Annotated in this window: 16 protein-coding genes; 13 read left to right on the top strand and 3 right to left on the bottom strand. The window is 63.0% G+C overall.

What is annotated here, in order from left to right; all coding sequences use genetic code 11:
• Nucleotides 1-115: 115 nt before the first annotated feature.
• From HNQ36_RS10715 to HNQ36_RS10705, 3 genes are all read left to right on the top strand, one after another.
• Nucleotides 116-1,483 (top strand): MmgE/PrpD family protein, encoded by a 1,368-nt coding sequence (locus HNQ36_RS10715; RefSeq protein ID WP_184084655.1) that lies wholly within the window; start codon nucleotides 116-118, stop codon nucleotides 1,481-1,483.
• A 125-nt stretch (nucleotides 1,484-1,608) separates the two neighbouring features.
• Nucleotides 1,609-2,985, top strand: coding sequence for a malonyl-CoA decarboxylase (locus HNQ36_RS10710; RefSeq protein WP_184084652.1), 1,377 nt, complete (start codon nucleotides 1,609-1,611; stop codon nucleotides 2,983-2,985).
• Nucleotides 2,986-3,015: 30 nt separating this feature from the next.
• The gene (locus HNQ36_RS10705) at nucleotides 3,016-3,933 is read left to right on the top strand and encodes a pirin family protein (protein ID WP_019199043.1); all 918 of its coding nucleotides are present in this window, start codon (nucleotides 3,016-3,018) and stop codon (nucleotides 3,931-3,933) included.
• 38 nt (nucleotides 3,934-3,971) lie between these two features.
• Here HNQ36_RS10705 and HNQ36_RS10700 read toward each other — a convergent pair whose 3' ends face one another.
• Nucleotides 3,972-4,751, bottom strand: coding sequence for an SDR family NAD(P)-dependent oxidoreductase (locus HNQ36_RS10700; protein WP_184084650.1), 780 nt, complete (start codon nucleotides 4,749-4,751; stop codon nucleotides 3,972-3,974).
• Between the two features lie 259 nt (nucleotides 4,752-5,010).
• Here HNQ36_RS10700 and HNQ36_RS10695 point away from each other — a divergent pair, with 259 nt between their 5' ends.
• Together HNQ36_RS10695 and HNQ36_RS10690 are read left to right on the top strand one after the other, a co-directional pair.
• Nucleotides 5,011-5,802, top strand: a complete 792-nt coding sequence (locus HNQ36_RS10695; protein ID WP_184084648.1) for an enoyl-CoA hydratase/isomerase — start codon at nucleotides 5,011-5,013, stop codon at nucleotides 5,800-5,802.
• A gap of 209 nt (nucleotides 5,803-6,011) precedes the next feature.
• On the top strand, nucleotides 6,012-8,231 hold the full coding sequence (locus tag HNQ36_RS10690; RefSeq protein WP_184084644.1) for an SLC26A/SulP transporter family protein: 2,220 nt from the start codon (nucleotides 6,012-6,014) through the stop codon (nucleotides 8,229-8,231).
• A 15-nt stretch (nucleotides 8,232-8,246) separates the two neighbouring features.
• Here HNQ36_RS10690 and HNQ36_RS10685 read toward each other — a convergent pair whose 3' ends face one another.
• Both HNQ36_RS10685 and HNQ36_RS10680 read right to left on the bottom strand, forming a co-directional pair.
• The gene (locus HNQ36_RS10685; RefSeq protein WP_184084641.1) at nucleotides 8,247-8,576 is read right to left on the bottom strand and encodes a hypothetical protein; all 330 of its coding nucleotides are present in this window, start codon (nucleotides 8,574-8,576) and stop codon (nucleotides 8,247-8,249) included.
• Nucleotides 8,577-8,806: 230 nt separating this feature from the next.
• Entirely contained in the window at nucleotides 8,807-9,808 is a 1,002-nt protein-coding gene (locus HNQ36_RS10680; protein ID WP_184084638.1) for an adenosine kinase, read from the bottom strand.
• 126 nt (nucleotides 9,809-9,934) lie between these two features.
• On the opposite strand from HNQ36_RS10680, the gene murJ reads away from it, so the two are divergent.
• The 8 genes from murJ (at nucleotide 9,935) to HNQ36_RS10640 (ending at nucleotide 16,544) form a co-directional block, all read left to right on the top strand.
• Nucleotides 9,935-11,491: a murein biosynthesis integral membrane protein MurJ gene (murJ, locus tag HNQ36_RS10675; RefSeq protein ID WP_184084635.1), complete on the top strand. Its 1,557-nt coding sequence runs from the start codon at nucleotides 9,935-9,937 to the stop codon at nucleotides 11,489-11,491.
• Between the two features lie 127 nt (nucleotides 11,492-11,618).
• Nucleotides 11,619-12,656 (top strand): tryptophan--tRNA ligase, encoded by a 1,038-nt coding sequence (trpS, locus tag HNQ36_RS10670; protein ID WP_184084632.1) that lies wholly within the window; start codon nucleotides 11,619-11,621, stop codon nucleotides 12,654-12,656.
• 139 nt (nucleotides 12,657-12,795) lie between these two features.
• Nucleotides 12,796-13,290, top strand: coding sequence for a universal stress protein (locus HNQ36_RS10665; RefSeq protein ID WP_184084629.1), 495 nt, complete (start codon nucleotides 12,796-12,798; stop codon nucleotides 13,288-13,290).
• Nucleotides 13,291-13,412: 122 nt separating this feature from the next.
• The gene (locus tag HNQ36_RS10660) at nucleotides 13,413-13,979 is read left to right on the top strand and encodes a NifU family protein (protein ID WP_184084626.1); all 567 of its coding nucleotides are present in this window, start codon (nucleotides 13,413-13,415) and stop codon (nucleotides 13,977-13,979) included.
• Nucleotides 13,980-14,137: 158 nt separating this feature from the next.
• The gene (gene tsaB, locus HNQ36_RS10655; protein ID WP_184084623.1) at nucleotides 14,138-14,827 is read left to right on the top strand and encodes a tRNA (adenosine(37)-N6)-threonylcarbamoyltransferase complex dimerization subunit type 1 TsaB; all 690 of its coding nucleotides are present in this window, start codon (nucleotides 14,138-14,140) and stop codon (nucleotides 14,825-14,827) included.
• A 2-nt stretch (nucleotides 14,828-14,829) separates the two neighbouring features.
• The gene (gene rimI / locus HNQ36_RS10650) at nucleotides 14,830-15,336 is read left to right on the top strand and encodes a ribosomal protein S18-alanine N-acetyltransferase (protein ID WP_184084620.1); all 507 of its coding nucleotides are present in this window, start codon (nucleotides 14,830-14,832) and stop codon (nucleotides 15,334-15,336) included.
• 48 nt (nucleotides 15,337-15,384) lie between these two features.
• Nucleotides 15,385-15,849 (top strand): Fur family transcriptional regulator, encoded by a 465-nt coding sequence (locus HNQ36_RS10645; protein ID WP_184084617.1) that lies wholly within the window; start codon nucleotides 15,385-15,387, stop codon nucleotides 15,847-15,849.
• The gene (locus HNQ36_RS10640; RefSeq protein WP_184084614.1) at nucleotides 15,846-16,544 is read left to right on the top strand and encodes an HAD family hydrolase; all 699 of its coding nucleotides are present in this window, start codon (nucleotides 15,846-15,848) and stop codon (nucleotides 16,542-16,544) included. Before HNQ36_RS10645 ends, HNQ36_RS10640 begins: the two co-directional genes overlap by 4 nt.
• Nucleotides 16,545-16,572: the final 28 nt, after the last annotated feature.

Below are 16,572 nucleotides of genomic sequence, written 5' to 3'. Positions count from 1 at the left end.
TCACAGGTCATCCTGCCACCTCCCGGATGTCAAGAAGGCAGGCATGACACGCGGCGGGTTGAACAAGCACCACGGGATGCCTAGTGTGCCGCCCGACGAACAGGGAAGAAAAACAATGGCGAATGAAACCGCAACGCTGGCCGCTTACGTCGCGAATCTCAAGTATGAGGACATTCCCGCGGACGTGCTGGAGCGCGCCAAGGCGCTGACGCTCGATTTTCTGGGCAGCGCTGTGCGTGCGCGCAGCGAAGCTGAATCGACGCCGTCGCTGCTGGCGATGCTGGCCACCCTCGGCCTCGACGGCAAGGGCGAGGCGACCGTCTGCGGCGATGCCAGAACCTACACCCCGGCGATTGCGGCGCTGCTGAACGGCGCGCTCGGCCACTCGCTCGACTTCGACGACACCCATGCGGATTCCTCGCTACATCCCAGCGCTCCCGTCGTGCCTGCCGCCTTCGCGGTCGGTGAGATCGTCAAGGCCAGCGGTCGTGACGTGCTGACCGCCATCGTCGCCGGCTATGAAGTGTGCTGCCGGCTCGGCAACGCGCTCGATCCGACATCACATTACGCCAAGGGCTTTCACCCCACCGCCACCGCCGGCACCTATGGCGCAGCGGCCGCGGCGGCGAAGCTTTACAAACTCAGTGCGGAGCAGATTGTCGCCGCATTCGGCGTGTCGGGCAGCCAGGCCGCGGGCTCGCTGCAGTTTCTTGTCAACGGCGCCTGGAACAAGCGCTATCAGGTCGGTGCCGCTGCGATGAACGGCGTCGTCGCCGCGTCACTGGCGCGCGAGGGATTCATCGGCGCGACGGAATCGGTCGAAGGCAAGCATGGCCTGCTGGTCGGCTACAGCGACGACGCGCATCCCGACAAGGCCATCGCCGGTCTCGGCAGCGTCTACGAGACCATGAAGATCGGCGTGAAGCCGTATCCCAGCTGCCGCTATACCCACGCCGCTATCGATGCGCTGATCGCCATGCGCCGCGAGCACAATCTCACGCCGGAAAACATCAAGAGCGTGGAGATCGGCCTGCACCGCAACGGCATCACCCTGACCGGCGACGCCGCCACCAAGCGCCACGCGCGCAGCGTGGTGGGCGGACAGTTCTCGATGTTCTTCACCGGCGCGCTGGCGCTCGATCAGGGCTCGTTCGGCTGGGACGACTACAAGCGGCTCGGTGATCCGGCCATCGAAGCGCTCGCCGACAGGATCGAGGTCGTGCAGGACGACAGGCTCGAAGGCCGCAGCCATCCATTCGGCGCGCGCGTCAGCATCGAAAGCGGTGAAGGCACGCTGGAGCGCCTGATCCCCGATCCGTCGGGCGAGCCGTCGTCGTTCCCCGACGCGGCGGCGATGCAGCAGAAATTCCTGCAACTTGCCCGGCCCGTGCTCAAGGAGCGCGCCGACCGTTTCGCCGATGCCATTTTGTCGCTCGACAAGTTCGATCGCATCGACCGCGTCACCTCGCTCGCGCGGCTCTAAGCCGCACCGACGCCTGCGGATCAGACATTCCCAAACGAAAGTCGGGGCCGAACCGTCTGGAATCGGTCGCATTCACTGTCTATCATCTGTGAACAACGCCGACTGCGCAGGAGCAAGCTGACGTGATGCCGACACTCGGACTGGACCGCGCCTCCCTGAGTAATCTTCTGACCACGCTGACCGCGCGGGGCCGAAGCCTGCTTGGCCTGTCGAACGGCGCACGCGCGATGTCGCAGGCCGAACTGATCGGGCTCAGCGAAACCCTGCTGTCGCGGCGCGGCGAAGCCACCGGCGTCGCGCTCGCCAACACCTTGCTGGCCGGCTATTCCGCTGCGAGCGAAGCCGACCAGCTTGCGTTCCTCAATGCCCTCGCCGACCTGTTCGGGCCAGACATGGAGGAGTTGAACGGGGCGCTGGCCGCGGTGCGCGACAATGGCACCTCACCTGACGCCGTCAGCAAGCTTTTGAAGGCGGCCGAGCCGCGCAGGCAGGAACTGATCCGGCGGCTCAATCTTGCGCCGGGCGGCACCGCCTCGCTGGTGCGGATGCGCGAGGCCTTGCTGGCACATATCAAGGATCATCCGGCGCTCAAGCATGTCGACAGCGATTTCGTGCATCTGTTCGCGTCGTGGTTCAACAGGGGTTTTCTCGTGCTGCAACGGATCGACTGGACCACGCCCGCGAACATTCTGGAAAAGATCATCCGCTACGAGCAGGTGCATGCCATCTCCAATTGGGACGATCTGCGCAGCCGCCTCGCACCGTCGGATCGCCGGTGCTACGGCTTCTTCCATCCGCAGCTTGTCGATGAGCCGCTGATCTTCGTCGAGGTAGCGCTCACCCGCGAGAGCCCGGCGGCGATCGCGCCGCTGCTTGATCTGACGCGCGCCCCGATTGCGGCGACCGACGCCACAACAGCGGTGTTCTATTCGATTTCGAACACCCAGAAAGGCCTCGGCGGCATTTCCTTCGGCAATTTCCTGATCAAGCAGGTGGTCGAGGACATCAAGCGCGAACTGCCGAACGTTCACACCTTCGTGACGCTTTCGCCGGTTCCGGGATTCGCTGCCTGGCTGAAGCGCGAACGCGCGTCCGAGACCTCGCCGCTGCTCGATGCAGCGTCACGCGCCGCACTTGAAGCGCTGGATACGCCGGGCTGGGCCGACGATCCTGATCTCGCTGAACAGGTCAAGGCCGAGCTGCTGCCGCTGGCATCGTATTACTTCATCGAAGCCAAGGGTTCGCGCGGCCACCCGCTCGATCCGGTCGCGCGTTTTCATCTCGGCAACGGCGCGCAACTGGAACGGCTGAATTTCCTCGGCGACCGTTCCGAAAAGGGCATGCAGCAATCGCACGGGCTGATGGTCAACTATCTCTACGCGCTCGACAAGATCGAGGCGAACCACGAAGCCTATGCCGAAAAGGGTCAGGTTGCATCGTCGTCAGCGATTCGTAAGATACTTCCCGTCCGCGCGCTCACGGAGACATCGGCGAGCGCGTAAACATCCTTCCATCAAGTCGGGAGACGCGCCATGAGCTGGATGCCATCAAACGATCCGATCCTCGGCGACCCGCAGACCTGCGACGCGCTTGAACTCATCATCGTGCCGCGCACCCGCGATCTGGGTGACGGCTTTGCGGTTCGCCGTGCCTTGCCCCACGGCAAGCGGCAGATGGTCGGACCTTTCATCTTCTTCGACCACTTCGGCCCGGTGCAGTTCGTCGCCGGCAAGGGCATGGACGTGCGCCCGCATCCGCATATCGGGCTCGCCACCGTCACGTATCTTTTCGACGGCAGCATCATGCACCGTGACAGCGAAGGCAACATTCAGGAAATTCAGCCCGGTGCCATGAACCTGATGACCGCCGGACGCGGCATCGCCCATTCCGAACGCACACCCGATGTACAGCGCGCCAATGGCCAGCAGATGCTCGGCCTGCAAAGCTGGATCGCGCTGCCGGTCGGCAAGGAGGAGATCGCCCCGTCGTTCCAGCATTTTGCCGCCGCCACGCTGCCGGAAGTCCACGACACCGGCTTCAAGGCGCGCATCATCGCAGGGTCATCGTTCGGCGTGAAATCGCCGGTCGATATGGTGTCGGAATGGTTCTACACAGAAGTGGCGCTGGACGAGGGCATGCGCGTTCCGCTCGATGCCGATCACGAAGAGCGCGCGATCTATGTCGTCGACGGCGAGATTGAAATTGCCGGCGAGAAGTTCGAAGGCCCGCGGCTGCTGATTTTCCGCCCCGGCGACCGCATCACCGTGAAGGCGACGCGGCGCGCTCGAATGATGTTCTTAGGCGGCGCCGCGCTGGAAGGCCCGCGCCACATCTGGTGGAATTTCGTCTCGTCGAGCAAGGAGCGCATCGAGGAGGCCAAGGCCGACTGGAAGGCGGGCCGTTTCGCCCATGTGCCGAACGAGCACGAGTTCATTCCACTGCCGGAGTAAAGTGGATGCGCGGGTCAAGCCCGCGCATTTCCATAGTGTCAGAACGCCGTGTAACCGCCGTCAATCAGAATGGTGTCGGCGGTGTGGTACGACGATGCCTTGCTCATCAGGTAGACGGCGATGCCGCCGAAGTCCGACGGCTCCCCGAAACGGCGCACCGGAATGCGCGGCATCACGTTGGCGACGAACTTGTCGTTGGCCATGATGCCCGACGTCATATCGCTCTTGATCCAGCCCGGCAGGATGGCATTCGCGGTGACGCCGTGGCGCGCAAGTTCGACCGCAAGCGCCCGCACCAGCGCGTTGATGGCCGACTTGGTTGCAGCGTAATGCTCGTTGCGCGCGGTGCCGAACAGCGAAGCGAGGCTTGACGTCGCCACCAGCCGCCCGAATGCATCGCCGCCCGCCGCGCGCTCGGTCATGTGCCGCGCTGCCGCCTGAAACACGTGGAACACGCCGTCGAGATTGGTGGCGAACATCTTGCGCCAGTCTTCTTCGGTGCGATCGATGAAGGCGTGCCGTCCGCCGCCGCCGATCCCGGCATTGGCGAAACAGCCGTCGACGCGGCCGAATGTATCGAGGGTGGCTTTCATCGCAGCCTTCACCGATGCAGCGTCGGTGACATCGCAGACACGGGCCTCGGCCTTGCCGCCCTTGCTGGCGATCGAAGCAACGGCCTGCGCATTCTTGTCGGCATTGCGACCCCAGATCGACACCGTGCCGCCCGCCTCCGCCAATGCCTGTGCGATGCCAAGACCAATGCCGCCATTGCCGCCGGTCACCACCGCCACACGGCCGCTCAGATCGAAAATGCTCATGCCCGTTTCATCTCCTGTTGCGTATTGTTGGCCGCGACATTGGCCAATCGGCCTCGCAAAATCAAACGTTCCGCCGCTGCTCACACAGCTCTTTCGCCATGCGGAATAAATGTTCGCAGCGCATGGCAGCCCCGAAATTGTGACGGCGTTATCGCGCGCCGTTTACAGCCCATTCGGTTTCCGGAATAGTCGCCGTGAAACGCACGCGGCAGAACCTGCCGGACGCGGCGGTCAATCAACCCCATCAAGTGAGGAACGCATGCAGTTCAAACATTGCCGGCTGGAATTCGACGGCCCCGTCGCAACCCTTGTGCTCGACCATCAGGAAGTCATGAACGCGGTGTCGATGGACATGCTCGCGGGCCTCACTGAGGCAATGGATGCAATCGACGAGAAACGCGACGAGGTCCGCTGCCTCGTCATCACCGGTGCGGGCAAGGCATTCTGCACCGGCGCCAATCTGCAGGGCCGCAACGATACCAGCGGCAAGCGACAGAGTGCCGGCACCTCGCTGGAAACCGGATTCCATCCGTTCCTGCGCCGCCTGCGCAATCTGCATTGTCCGATCGTCAGTTCGGTGAACGGCCCCGCGGCCGGTGCGGGCATGAGCTTCGCATTAATGGGCGACCTCATCGTGTGCGCGCGGTCATCGTATTTTCTGCAGGCGTTCCGGCGCATCGGCCTGGTGCCGGACTGCGGATCGACCTGGATCCTGCCGCGCCTGATCGGCAAGGCCCGCTCGGTCGAATTGTCATTGATGGGCGAACGGCTCCCCGCCGAGAAGGCGCTGGAATGGGGATTGGTCAACCGCGTGGTGGACGATGCGGCGCTGGCCGAGGAAACCAAGAAGCTTGCGCATGATCTGGCCAACGGTCCCACAGTGGCGCTGTCGCTGATCCGCCGTCTGTATTGGGAGAGCGAGAACAACTCGTTCGAGGAGCAGCTCGATCTCGAGCAGCAATTCCAGCGCGTCGCCGGCCGCAGCGAAGACTTCAAGGAAGGTGTCGGCGCGTTTCTCGAAAAGCGCCCGGCCAAGTTCAAGGGGCGCTGAGAGCCCTCGCAACTCTGCTGTCTGCAAGATGAAAGCCGCGCCGGAAACGACGCGGCTTCTTCTTTTCAACGATTGACCAGCGAACGACCCTACCAAGCGGCACCGCAATTCTCATTCCGCGCAAACACCCTCCAACTGAGCGACTGTCACAAAAATCTCTTTTACGTCTGCATTGCCGTCGTCTAGGACAATCGGGCCTCCATCGATGGATGTCCCGCGTGGCCTTCCCCTCCGCTAACTCCGTTTCCAGCCCCAACGTGAAGCTACGCCAGTGGCTGAACGATATCTTCGCCAGCGCAGCGCCTGCTGTTCTGACGGTGTCCTTCGGACTGTCCTATTCGGTGCTGATCTTCAGTGGTCCGCTGGTGCCGTACCTGCCCTACGGTATCGCAGCGACATTCACGGCGACTGCGATCATCGCCGTGGTGGTCGCGCTGGGCAGCACGTTTCCCTTCGCCGTCGGCGCCCCTGAAACCTCCACGGCCGCAGTAACAGGCATCCTGGCGGCATCGCTGATCGAACACATCGCGGCGGCCGACCCCTCGGCGCAACTTCTCGGCCCGGTGCTGCTGACGCTGTCCGCCGCCACCATCATCACCGGGCTCGTGCTGTGCAGCATGGGCCTCACCCGGATCGGCCGCGCAATCCGGTACGTGCCTTATCCGGTGATCGGCGGATTTCTCGGCGCGACGGCGCTTCTGATCGCACTCGGGGGCGTCCGGGTCATTGCCAATCGTCCTCTGCGATTCGACACGCTCACCTCGCTCGCAGATCCCATGACGATGTACCAGCTCCTCGCAGGAGCCGCGCTGGCGTTCATGATCTACCTGATGTGGCATCGCTCCCGTAATCCCCTCGCGCTTCCGGCCATCCTGGTCGGCGGCATTGTGGTGGCTCACATCGCCTTCCATGTCGCTGGTATTTCGATGGAGCAGGCTCAGGCACTCGGCTGGACGTTTCAGTCGCCGCCGCGCGCCAGCCTGACCACGCCATGGCATCTGAGCGACATTCAGAATTTCCCCTGGCAGGCGCTGCCAGGGCTGGTCGGCAATCTCATTGCGGTCATTTTCGTCACCGCGATCAGCACCCTGTTCAACACCACGGGCCTTGAGGTTGCGACCGGCCGCGAGGCGAATCTCGAGCGTGAGCTAACCGTGGCGGGAACAGCCAATATCCTGTCCGGACTTTTCGGCGGCTATGCGGGATGCCTCTCCCTCAGCCGGTCGCTGCTCAATGTCAGCGGCGGCGCGACGGGCCGCATCTCGGGGCTCGCTGTCGCCGCCGTCGCGGTGATCATGCTGGTGGCCGACCCTGCGCTGCTGAGCTACATGCCCAAATTCATCCTCGGCGGCCTGCTGATCTATCTCGGCGTAGATCAGCTCAATCGCTGGATCGTGGAATCGCGCCGCCGGCTTTCCACTCTGGAATACATGTCGCTGCTCGCAATCATTGTCATCATCATGACGTGGGGATTCATCGCCGGCGTTCTGATCGGAATCGTGATCGGCTGCGCGACATTCGCCCTGAGTGCGTCGCGCATCAGCTCCATCAAGTTCGGTTTCAACGGAGCGGAGTATCGCAGCTCGCTCGATCGCTCGCGGCATGATCTCGCGCTGTTGAGCGCTCACGGCAAGGAAATTCACGGACTCAACCTGCAAAGCTATTTGTTCTTCGGTTCGGCCAACCGGCTGTACCAGCACGTCCGGGCGCTGCTGCTGCACCATCCCGAGTGCCGGTATCTGGTGTTCGATTTCAAACTCGTGACCGGCATCGATTCATCCGCTGCCTACAGCTTCGCCCAGATCCGGCGCTCGGCGCTCGAAAGCGGCGTCAAACTGGTTCTCGTCAATCTGCCGCGGACAACCGAGAAAATGCTGCGCTCGGGAGAGTTTCTGTCCGGCGACATCCTGGTGATGCCGGAGCTCGACCATGCGCTGGAGTGGTGTGAGAACGAGATCATCGCCCGGCACAGCGGGCTTGAGCAGGAAGAAGGCGATCTGCAAAGCTGGTTCACAAGGATTCTCGGCAACGAGCATGATGCCGCTGAACTGGCCCGGCGCTGTGAGCGCATCGAGGTCGGCGCGTTTGAGATCATCGCCCGCGCGGGTGAACCGGCCGACTCGATGTTGTTTATTCTGAACGGCCGGATCGGCGTGACGATCGATGCCGGCGACGGCCGCACCACGCGGGTGCGAAGCCTGGGACGGCGAACCACAGTCGGGGAAATGGGGTTGGTTTCACGTCAACCGCGAAGTGCCACGATCCAGGCCGAAATCGACAGCGTTCTTTATGTGCTGCGCGCCGACGCCTTCAATGCATTGACGGCCGGCAACCCGCAACTCGGCCAGAAGCTCTTAACCTACTTCATGTCGGTGATGGCCGAGCGGCTGGCTTTCGCGAGCCGCATGATCGGCGCGCTACGCCGTTAACACCGCAGTTCTTAATCAGGCCACGTGGCTCAAATAGGTTTCCCGTCGGCCAAGCATGCGCTCTGCGGCAACCTTGGCCTCCTCGCGGGTCGACGTTGCGAAGGTGCGGTACTCCAGATCGAGCGACGTCACCGGATCGCGCTTGCCGAACCACGAGGTGAATGATTTGGGTCCCGAGGTAATCGACGACAGCGCGTGAGCGATGTTGTCGGCAGCCTCGAATGCGAACAGCGCACCGGACGATGCGTGCCTGACCTCGAAGATCCCCGGCCCGATCGGCGCTTCCAGCCTCTCGCCCCGCACGGCCTTCGGATAACGTTTCCATTCGCTCCAGGTCGTAATCATGGTGTCCTTCCGCCGCGCCGTGCGCGGTACTCCTGCACATAACTATTCGTTGCCCGCACAGCGCGGAAAATTCCAACGACCGTGGCGGGCAAATGGTTCCAGCCCAAAAGTGTCATCCCCCATATGGATGCGGGGACGGGGGCTTCAAGAACCATCGCGGTTAACGGAAGCTCACCCAATCGTGAACGATTGGCGCATCGATGCGGTCCCGGCCATGGTGATCGGCCGGTCTAGACCGGCAGGCCCGCTGCCTGCGCCAGCGCCTTCAGCGACGCCTGCGGCCGCGCGCCGATATGCTGGATCACCTCAGCGGCGGCGAGCGCCCCGAGCTTTCCGCACTGCTCATGGCTGAGACCGCGCACGATGCCGAACAGAAATCCGGCGGCGAACAGGTCGCCAGCACCAGTGGTGTCCACCACCTGTTTCACGGGGAATGCCGGGACCGGCGTGACCTTGTCTTTCGCAGCAACCACGCAGCCCTTTTCGCTGCGGGTGACGACAGCGAGCTCCGCATCGTTGCGCAATTGCGCCAGCGCCTTGTCGAAATCGTCGGTCTGATAGAGCGAAGTCAATTCAGCCTCGTTGGCGAACACCAGATCGACCGTTTTGGTTCGGATCAGATCTAGGAATTCGTCGCGGTAACGGCCGACGCAAAAGGCGTCCGACAGCGTCAGCGCCACGCTGCGCTTGTTGTCGTGAGCGATTTTCGAGGCCTTGAGAAATGCCTCTTTCGCATTGGCCGGATCCCACAGGTAGCCTTCCAGATAGACAATCGAAGATGCCGCGATCTGCGCCGGATCGATGTCGGCGGGCGACAGGTCCTGCGCCGCGCCGAGATAGGTGTTCATGGTGCGCTCACCGTCCGGCGTCACCAGGATATAAGAGCATCCGGTCGCCGGGCCGTCCGTCGCAGCCGCCGTCGTGAACGCGACGTTCGCCGCGCGGATGTCGTGGCTGTACATGCGGCCGATCTGGTCGTCCTTGACCTTGCCGACATACGCAGCCTTCGCGCCAAAACCGGCCACGCCGAAAATCGTGTTCGCGGCCGAGCCGCCCGACATCTCGATGGCCGGACCCATCGCCGCGTAGATCGCGGCGGCGCGCGCCTCGTCGATCAGCGACATCGAGCCCTTGGCCATGCCGTGCTGGCCGAGAAAGGCATCGTCGGTCTGCACCAGAATATCGAAGATGGCGTTGCCGATCCCGAGAACGTCGTATGTCGCTGCGGTCATTAATGATAATCCTGCTGGGCGGGGGCCGGAACCGGCAAAAGCTGATAATTCATGGGGCCATGAAGGTCCGGCGACCTATCACGACAATGCGCCCGCCAGCAAGCATGTGATCCGCAGAATAGTTCGATGATCCGTCACATCCTCACCGTATCGACCGGAACGCTGGCGTCGCGCACGCTGGGGTTCATCCGCGATGCCCTGATCGCGGCGCTGCTCGGCGCAGGTCCGATCGCGGACGCATTTCTGGTCGCCTTCCAGTTCATCAACGTAACGCGCCGCTCCTTCACCGAGGGCGCGCTGAACGCGGCGCTGGTGCCGCATTATCTGCGCGTGCGGGAATCCGAAGGCGCGGTCGCCGCAGCGGCCTTCGCGGGACGCGTGCTCGGCAGCGTCAGTCTCATTCTGATCGGCATCGCGCTGGTGCTGACCCTGCTGATGCCGCTCGTCATCACGGTGCTTGCGCCGGGATTCGTCGGCCGTGAAACGCTGCAGTTCGCCATCGACGACGCACGGCTGATGATGCCCTATTTCGCGTTTGTCGGTCCCTCCATCGTGATGATCGGTGTCCTGAACGCCGAACACCGTTTCATGCTCACCGCGTTCTCGCCGGTGCTGTTCAACGTCACCATGATCGTCGTACTGGTCGTGCTGCTGGTCTGGCGGCGCGACCCGCTGTTCTCGGCCACCGTGATCGCGGGCGCAGTCGGCGTCGCCGGATGTCTGCAAATGCTGATCCTGATTCAGCGCAGGCCGTGGCGCGACGGCATCGCCACGCCGATACGGATTTCATTTGACCCGCAAATTCGCGGATTTCTGCGCAAGGGTATCCCCGGCATGGTGGCCAATGCCGGACCGCAATTCCTGATCGTCGCCGGCGCCATCATCGCTTCAAGCACGCCCGCTGCGGTGTCGTGGCTCTATTTCGCCAACCGCCTGATCGAATTGCCGCTCGGCATGGTCGGCGTGGCGATGGGCACGGTGCTGGTGCCGGAACTCACCCGCGCTATCCGCAGCGGTGATCGGAAAGCTTTGATGCAGGCCGAATCCCGCGGGGCCGAACTCGCGACCGCGCTGGTCTTGCCGGCGACGCTCGGCCTGATCCTGCTTAGTGAACCGATCATCCGCGTGCTGTTCGAGCGTGGTGCATTCACGCCGGCGGACACCGTTGCCACCGCGCAGGCGCTCTCGATTCTCGCTCTTGGCCTGCCCGCCCACGTTCTGGTCAAGGTGCTGGCACCGGCGTTCTTCGCGCGCGAGGACACCAAGACTCCGCTGGCTGCAACGCTGCTCGGTATCGCAACTGCGGTGGTCTGCGGACTGTTCTTCGGGCACGCCTATGGCGCGAGCGGCGTCGCTGCCAGCATCTCGCTCGGTGCATGGTTCTGCGCCGCCGTGCTGGCCTGGCGCGGTGCGGCGACCTTCGGCTTTTCCATCGATGCCACCGCGCGGCGGCGGCTGCCGCGCATTGCGATGTGTGCCGCGGCGATGGGCGCGATGCTTTTCCTTGCCGAATCCTTCGTGTCGCCGGTGACAGCCACGGCAGGCTTTGCGGCCCAGATCACCATTCTCGGCGGGCTGGTGGCGGCCGGCGTTTCGTTCTACGGCCTGCTGCTGGACCTGTTCGGCGTGGTGAGCTGGGGCGAAGCCATCAGCAATTTGCGCGATGGCGGCTTGCGCGGGTAGCGCTCGCACGGCTCGGCTATTTTGACGCGTTTTCTTTACGCGAACCGGTATCCACTTCGCTCGAAAACGCTATAAAGACGCGCATTCAAAGGACGGCTGCCGGGCGGCGGCACAGGAACGAGTAAAAATGGCTGCAAAAGAACTGGTTTTTTCGGGCGTCCAGCCGACGGGCAATCTGCACCTCGGCAACTATCTCGGCGCTATCGTCAACTTCGTCAAACTCCAGGACACCCATAACTGCATCTATTGCGTGGTGGACCTGCATGCCATTACCGTCTGGCAGGATCCCGCCGAACTGACGCGCACGATTCGCGAGGTCACCGCGGCCTTCATCGCCAGCGGCATCGATCCGAAGAAGCACATCGTGTTCAACCAGAGCCAGGTTTCCGAACACGCTGAACTCGCCTGGGTGTTCAACTGCGTGGCGCGGCTCGGCTGGCTGAACCGCATGACCCAGTTCAAGGAGAAGGCCGGCAAGGACCGCGAGAACGCATCGGTCGGCCTCTACGCCTATCCGAACCTGATGGCTGCGGACATTCTCGTCTATCGCGCGACCCATGTGCCGGTTGGTGAAGACCAGAAGCAGCATCTGGAGCTGGCGCGCGACATCGCGCAAAAATTCAACAACGACTTTTCTGACTCGATCCGCGCGCACAATTTCGGCGAAAAATTCTTCCCGATGCCTGAGCCGCTGATCACCGGCCCCGCCACGCGCGTGATGTCGCTGCGTGACGGCACCAAGAAAATGTCGAAGTCGGATCCCTCCGATTATTCGCGCATCAACCTCACCGACGACGCCGACAGCATTGCGCAAAAAGTCCGCAAGGCAAAAACCGATCCGGAGCCGTTGCCGAGCGAGGAAGAGGGCCTGAAGAACCGTCCCGAAGCCGACAATCTGGTCGGCATCTATGCTGCATTGTCGGGACAGCCCCGACCGGATGTGCTGCGAGAATTCGGCGGCGGACAGTTCTCGGGCTTCAAGTCGACGCTGGTCGATCTTGCGGTTTCCAAGCTCGGGCCGATTGGCGCGGAGATGAAGAAACTGACGCAAGATACCGCCTACGTGGACGCGGTACTGATCGACGGCGCGGATCGCGCCCGCGTCATCGCCTCTGAGACCATGAACGCGGTGAAGGACATCGTCGGCTTGATCCGCAAGAAGTAGTCTCGCTCACCATCGATGTGAAGTCATCGCGGGACGGATGCCGCGAAGGCGCGAATCAAGTTCCGTCAAGTCTCTTCTCGCCTTGTCGGCGCGCCCTCGCGCGTGGCAGCATGACGCCGGTTCATCATCCGGGACATGCATGAGCAGCCAGCGACGAAGCTACGAGCAAGGCCACAAACCGAAATGTCTGGTCGTCGTTGACGACACCGCGGAGGGCGACCGCGCGGTGTATTATGCAAGCCGCTGGGCGGTCCGTGTCGGCGGCGGCGTAGTGATGCTGCGTGTCATCGACACCGGCGACCGTAATCAGCAATGGCTTGGCGTGGCTGACATCATGCGCGCGGAGGCCGAGGAGATTGCCAATGCGGCGCTCGACCGCGCCTCGGGCCGCGCCAACGGCATCGCGGCCATCACACCGGAACGCGTGATCCGCGAAGGCGATCCCGGCGAGCAGATTCTCGACGTCATCGACAAGGACGTCGACATTGCGATGCTCGTTCTGGCGGCGAGCGCAGGCGCGGAGGGGCCGGGCCCGATTATCACCCTGCTGGCAAAATCTGCCGGAACCTTCCCGATCCCGATCACCGTGGTGCCCGGGAATCTCAGCGACATCGACCTCGACGCGCTGTCATAAAGGCCGCGAACACCCGCCACGCACCCTTGATCGGGCTTTTTCAGCCGCTATCTGTGCTATAGGGACCCCCTCACTTAACCCGTTCGCGCCGGCCTTGAACCGGCGATGCGCCGGAGATTTCAATGTTTATCCAGACCGAAGCGACACCCAATCCCGCGACCCTGAAGTTCATTCCCGGCCGTGCCGTGCTCGACACCGGGACCATGGAATTCACCGACCGCGACTCCGCCACCCGCTCGCCGCTGGCCGAACGGCTGTTCGCCGTGCCGGGCGTCACCGGGGTGTTCTACGGCTCCGATTTCGTGACCGTCACCAAGGACGACAGCGACTGGCAGCACCTCAAGCCGGCGATCCTTGGCGTCATCATGGAACACTATATGTCCGGCGCGCCGCTGCTCGCCGACGGCCAGGTCGCAGACGGCGACGCGCCGCATGCCGAGGAATTCTTCAGCGAGGCTGACACCGAGACGGTCGCAGTCATCAAGGACCTGCTCGAGACGCGGATTCGCCCGGCGGTCGCCAGTGACGGCGGCGACATCACCTTCCGCGGCTTCAAGGACGGTATCGTCTATCTCGACATGAAGGGCTCCTGCGCCGGCTGTCCGTCATCGACCGCGACGCTGAAGCACGGCATCCAGAATCTGCTGAAGCACTTCATTCCGGACGTGGTCGAAGTCCGGCCGATGTAATCGGCCGGCTTAATCAGTCGATGTAAAGACGTCATGGCCGGGCTTGTCCCGGCCATCCACGTTTTTGAGTGAGCTCAAAGCAGTTAAGACGTGGATGGCCGGGACAAGCCCGGCCATGACAACGTTTCTTCTGCTGCCATCAGTGTTACAACCACCCCATGATCGTTCTTGCCATAGATACCGCGCTGGACTACTGCGCCGCCGCCGTGCTGGATGCCAGCGCGCGGACCATGATCGCGCACGAAACGCTGGAAATGAAGCGCGGCCACGCCGAGGCGCTGATGCCGCTGATCGCGCGCGTCATGAATGCTTCCGGCCAGCGTTATCTCGACCTCGATCGCGTCGCCGTCACCACCGGGCCCGGCAGCTTTACGGGATTGCGTGTCGGCATCTCGGCGGCGCGCGGCATTGGCCTTGCCGCCGACAAGCCGGTGATCGGTCTCACCACCCTGTCGGCCTATGTCGCGCCGCTGGTCGCCGAACAAGGCGAGCAGCCGATCATCGCCGCGATCGACGCGCGACACGACCATGTTTACTTTCAGGTCGTCGCAGGCAACGGTTCAGCCTTGATGCGGCCGGCCGTCGTGCCGATCGAGGACACCTTCACGGCGTCACGTTTCGGTGCGCTGCGCATGGTCGGCAATGCCGCGCGCATCCTTGCGGATCGCTGGCCGCGCAACGTGCCCGCGCCTTCTCTGGTCGATCCCAAACCTGGCCCGGACATCGCGTGGGTCGCATGGATCGGAGCCGCGACCGAACCGGATGCATCGCCGCCCAAGCCCTTCTATTTGCGCCTACCCGACGCCAAGCCGAAGGCCGGCTTCTCTATGCCGGACGCGCGGTCTTAAGCATGCCGCGCTTTCCTGCATTTCTCACCGGACTTCTGCCACAACTCTTCAAGCGGCCCGATGCCACGGTCGAGCCCGCGAACCTGCGCGATGCGCCGCGGCTGTCGCAACTGCACCGCGCCTCGTTTCATCGCGGCTGGGGTACGGAAGAATTCGAGCAGATTCTGATCGAGCGCAATGCGCTTGCACATCGGCTGCGGCTTGGCGGATCGACCATCGGCTTTATCGTGTCGCGCACTGCGGCAGACGAAGCGGAAATCCTCTCTGTCGCAGTTGCACAAAAGCATCGCGGCCACGGCTTTTCACGTGACCTGCTGCGTACGCATCTTGGACATCTCGCTGGACTCGGCTTGAAAACCGTTTTTCTCGAAGTCGAGGAAAACAACCGCCCTGCCCGCGCGCTTTATGAACGCGCCGGATTCCGCGTCGTTGGCCGCCGCGAACGGTATTACAAGGACGCAAGCGGCGAACAATTGAATGCGGTGGTGATGCAACGAGACTTGTTGTAAGCTCCCTGCGGTGGCAAAACACGGCTCTACCCATCGGAACCTCGCGTTATGACGTCCCTCAAATCCATGCCGACAGGCAAACATACGGATATCGAGAAACGCTGCGCTGCGGCGGGCATGCGCATGACCGAGCAGCGCCGCGTTATCGCGCGCGTGCTGGCGGAAGCCATGGACCATCCCGACGTCGAGGAACTCTATCGGCGCTGCGTCGCGGTCGATGACAAGATCTCGATCTCGACGGTCTACCGCACTGTGAAGCTGTTCGAAGACGCCGGCATTATCGAGCGTCACGATTTCCGCGAGGGCCGCGCCCGCTACGAGCAGGTGCCCGAAAGCCATCACGACCATCTCATCAATCTGCGCGACGGCAAGGTGATCGAGTTCACCTCCGAGGAGATCGAGAAACTTCAGACCGAGATCGCGCGCAAGCTGGGCTACAAGCTGGTCGATCACCGGCTCGAGCTTTACTGCGTGCCATTGGACGAAAAGACTCGGGACGACGACAAGACTTGAGCACTTCCTCTCTCTACGACCTTATCATCTTCGATTGCGACGGCGTGCTCGTCGACAGCGAGGCGCTGGCCTGCGTGGTTCACGCCGACGTGCTGACGCAGCACGGCTACGCAATCTCCGCCGAGCAGGTGCACGATCGTTTCCTCGGGCGTTCAGCGCGTGAGGCAAGACTGGAAGTCGAGACCGAACTCGGCCGCGCCTTTCCCGACGCCTATACAGCGCAATTGAGAGCTACGATTGACCGCGTGTTCGGCGAGCAGCTCCAGCCTGTTCCATACATCGCCGATACGCTCGGCAGATTGTCCCAGCGCATCTGCGTGGCGTCATCCGGCACACCGACTCGAATTCGCAGCAGCCTCGGCACCACCGGACTGCTCGACCGCTTTGCGCCGCATCTGTTCTCCGCGATGCAGGTCGAGCGCGGCAAGCCAGCGCCGGATCTGTTTCTGTTTGCCGCCGCGCAGATGAATACGCCGCCGGCGCGATGCGTCGTGGTCGAGGACAGCGTGCCCGGCGTCACCGCTGCCCGCGCCGCGAAAATGACCGTCATCGGATTTACCGGCGGCGCTCACTGTCGGCCCGGCGACGCAGACCGGTTGCGTGCGGCGGGCGCCAACATCGTCATCGACGACATGCGGGCGTTACCCGCCCTGATTGCACAAAGCCTCAATCGCGATGAAATAGCCGTCGTTTAAGGGCGCGCGCCGCCAACCCGTGAATACA

The organism is Afipia massiliensis (assembly GCF_014203115.1).
Classification (GTDB): Bacteria; Pseudomonadota; Alphaproteobacteria; order Rhizobiales; family Xanthobacteraceae; genus Afipia; species Afipia massiliensis.
Note: the sequence above shows the minus strand (reverse complement) of the source record. Positions and strands in the feature narration are given on the sequence as shown.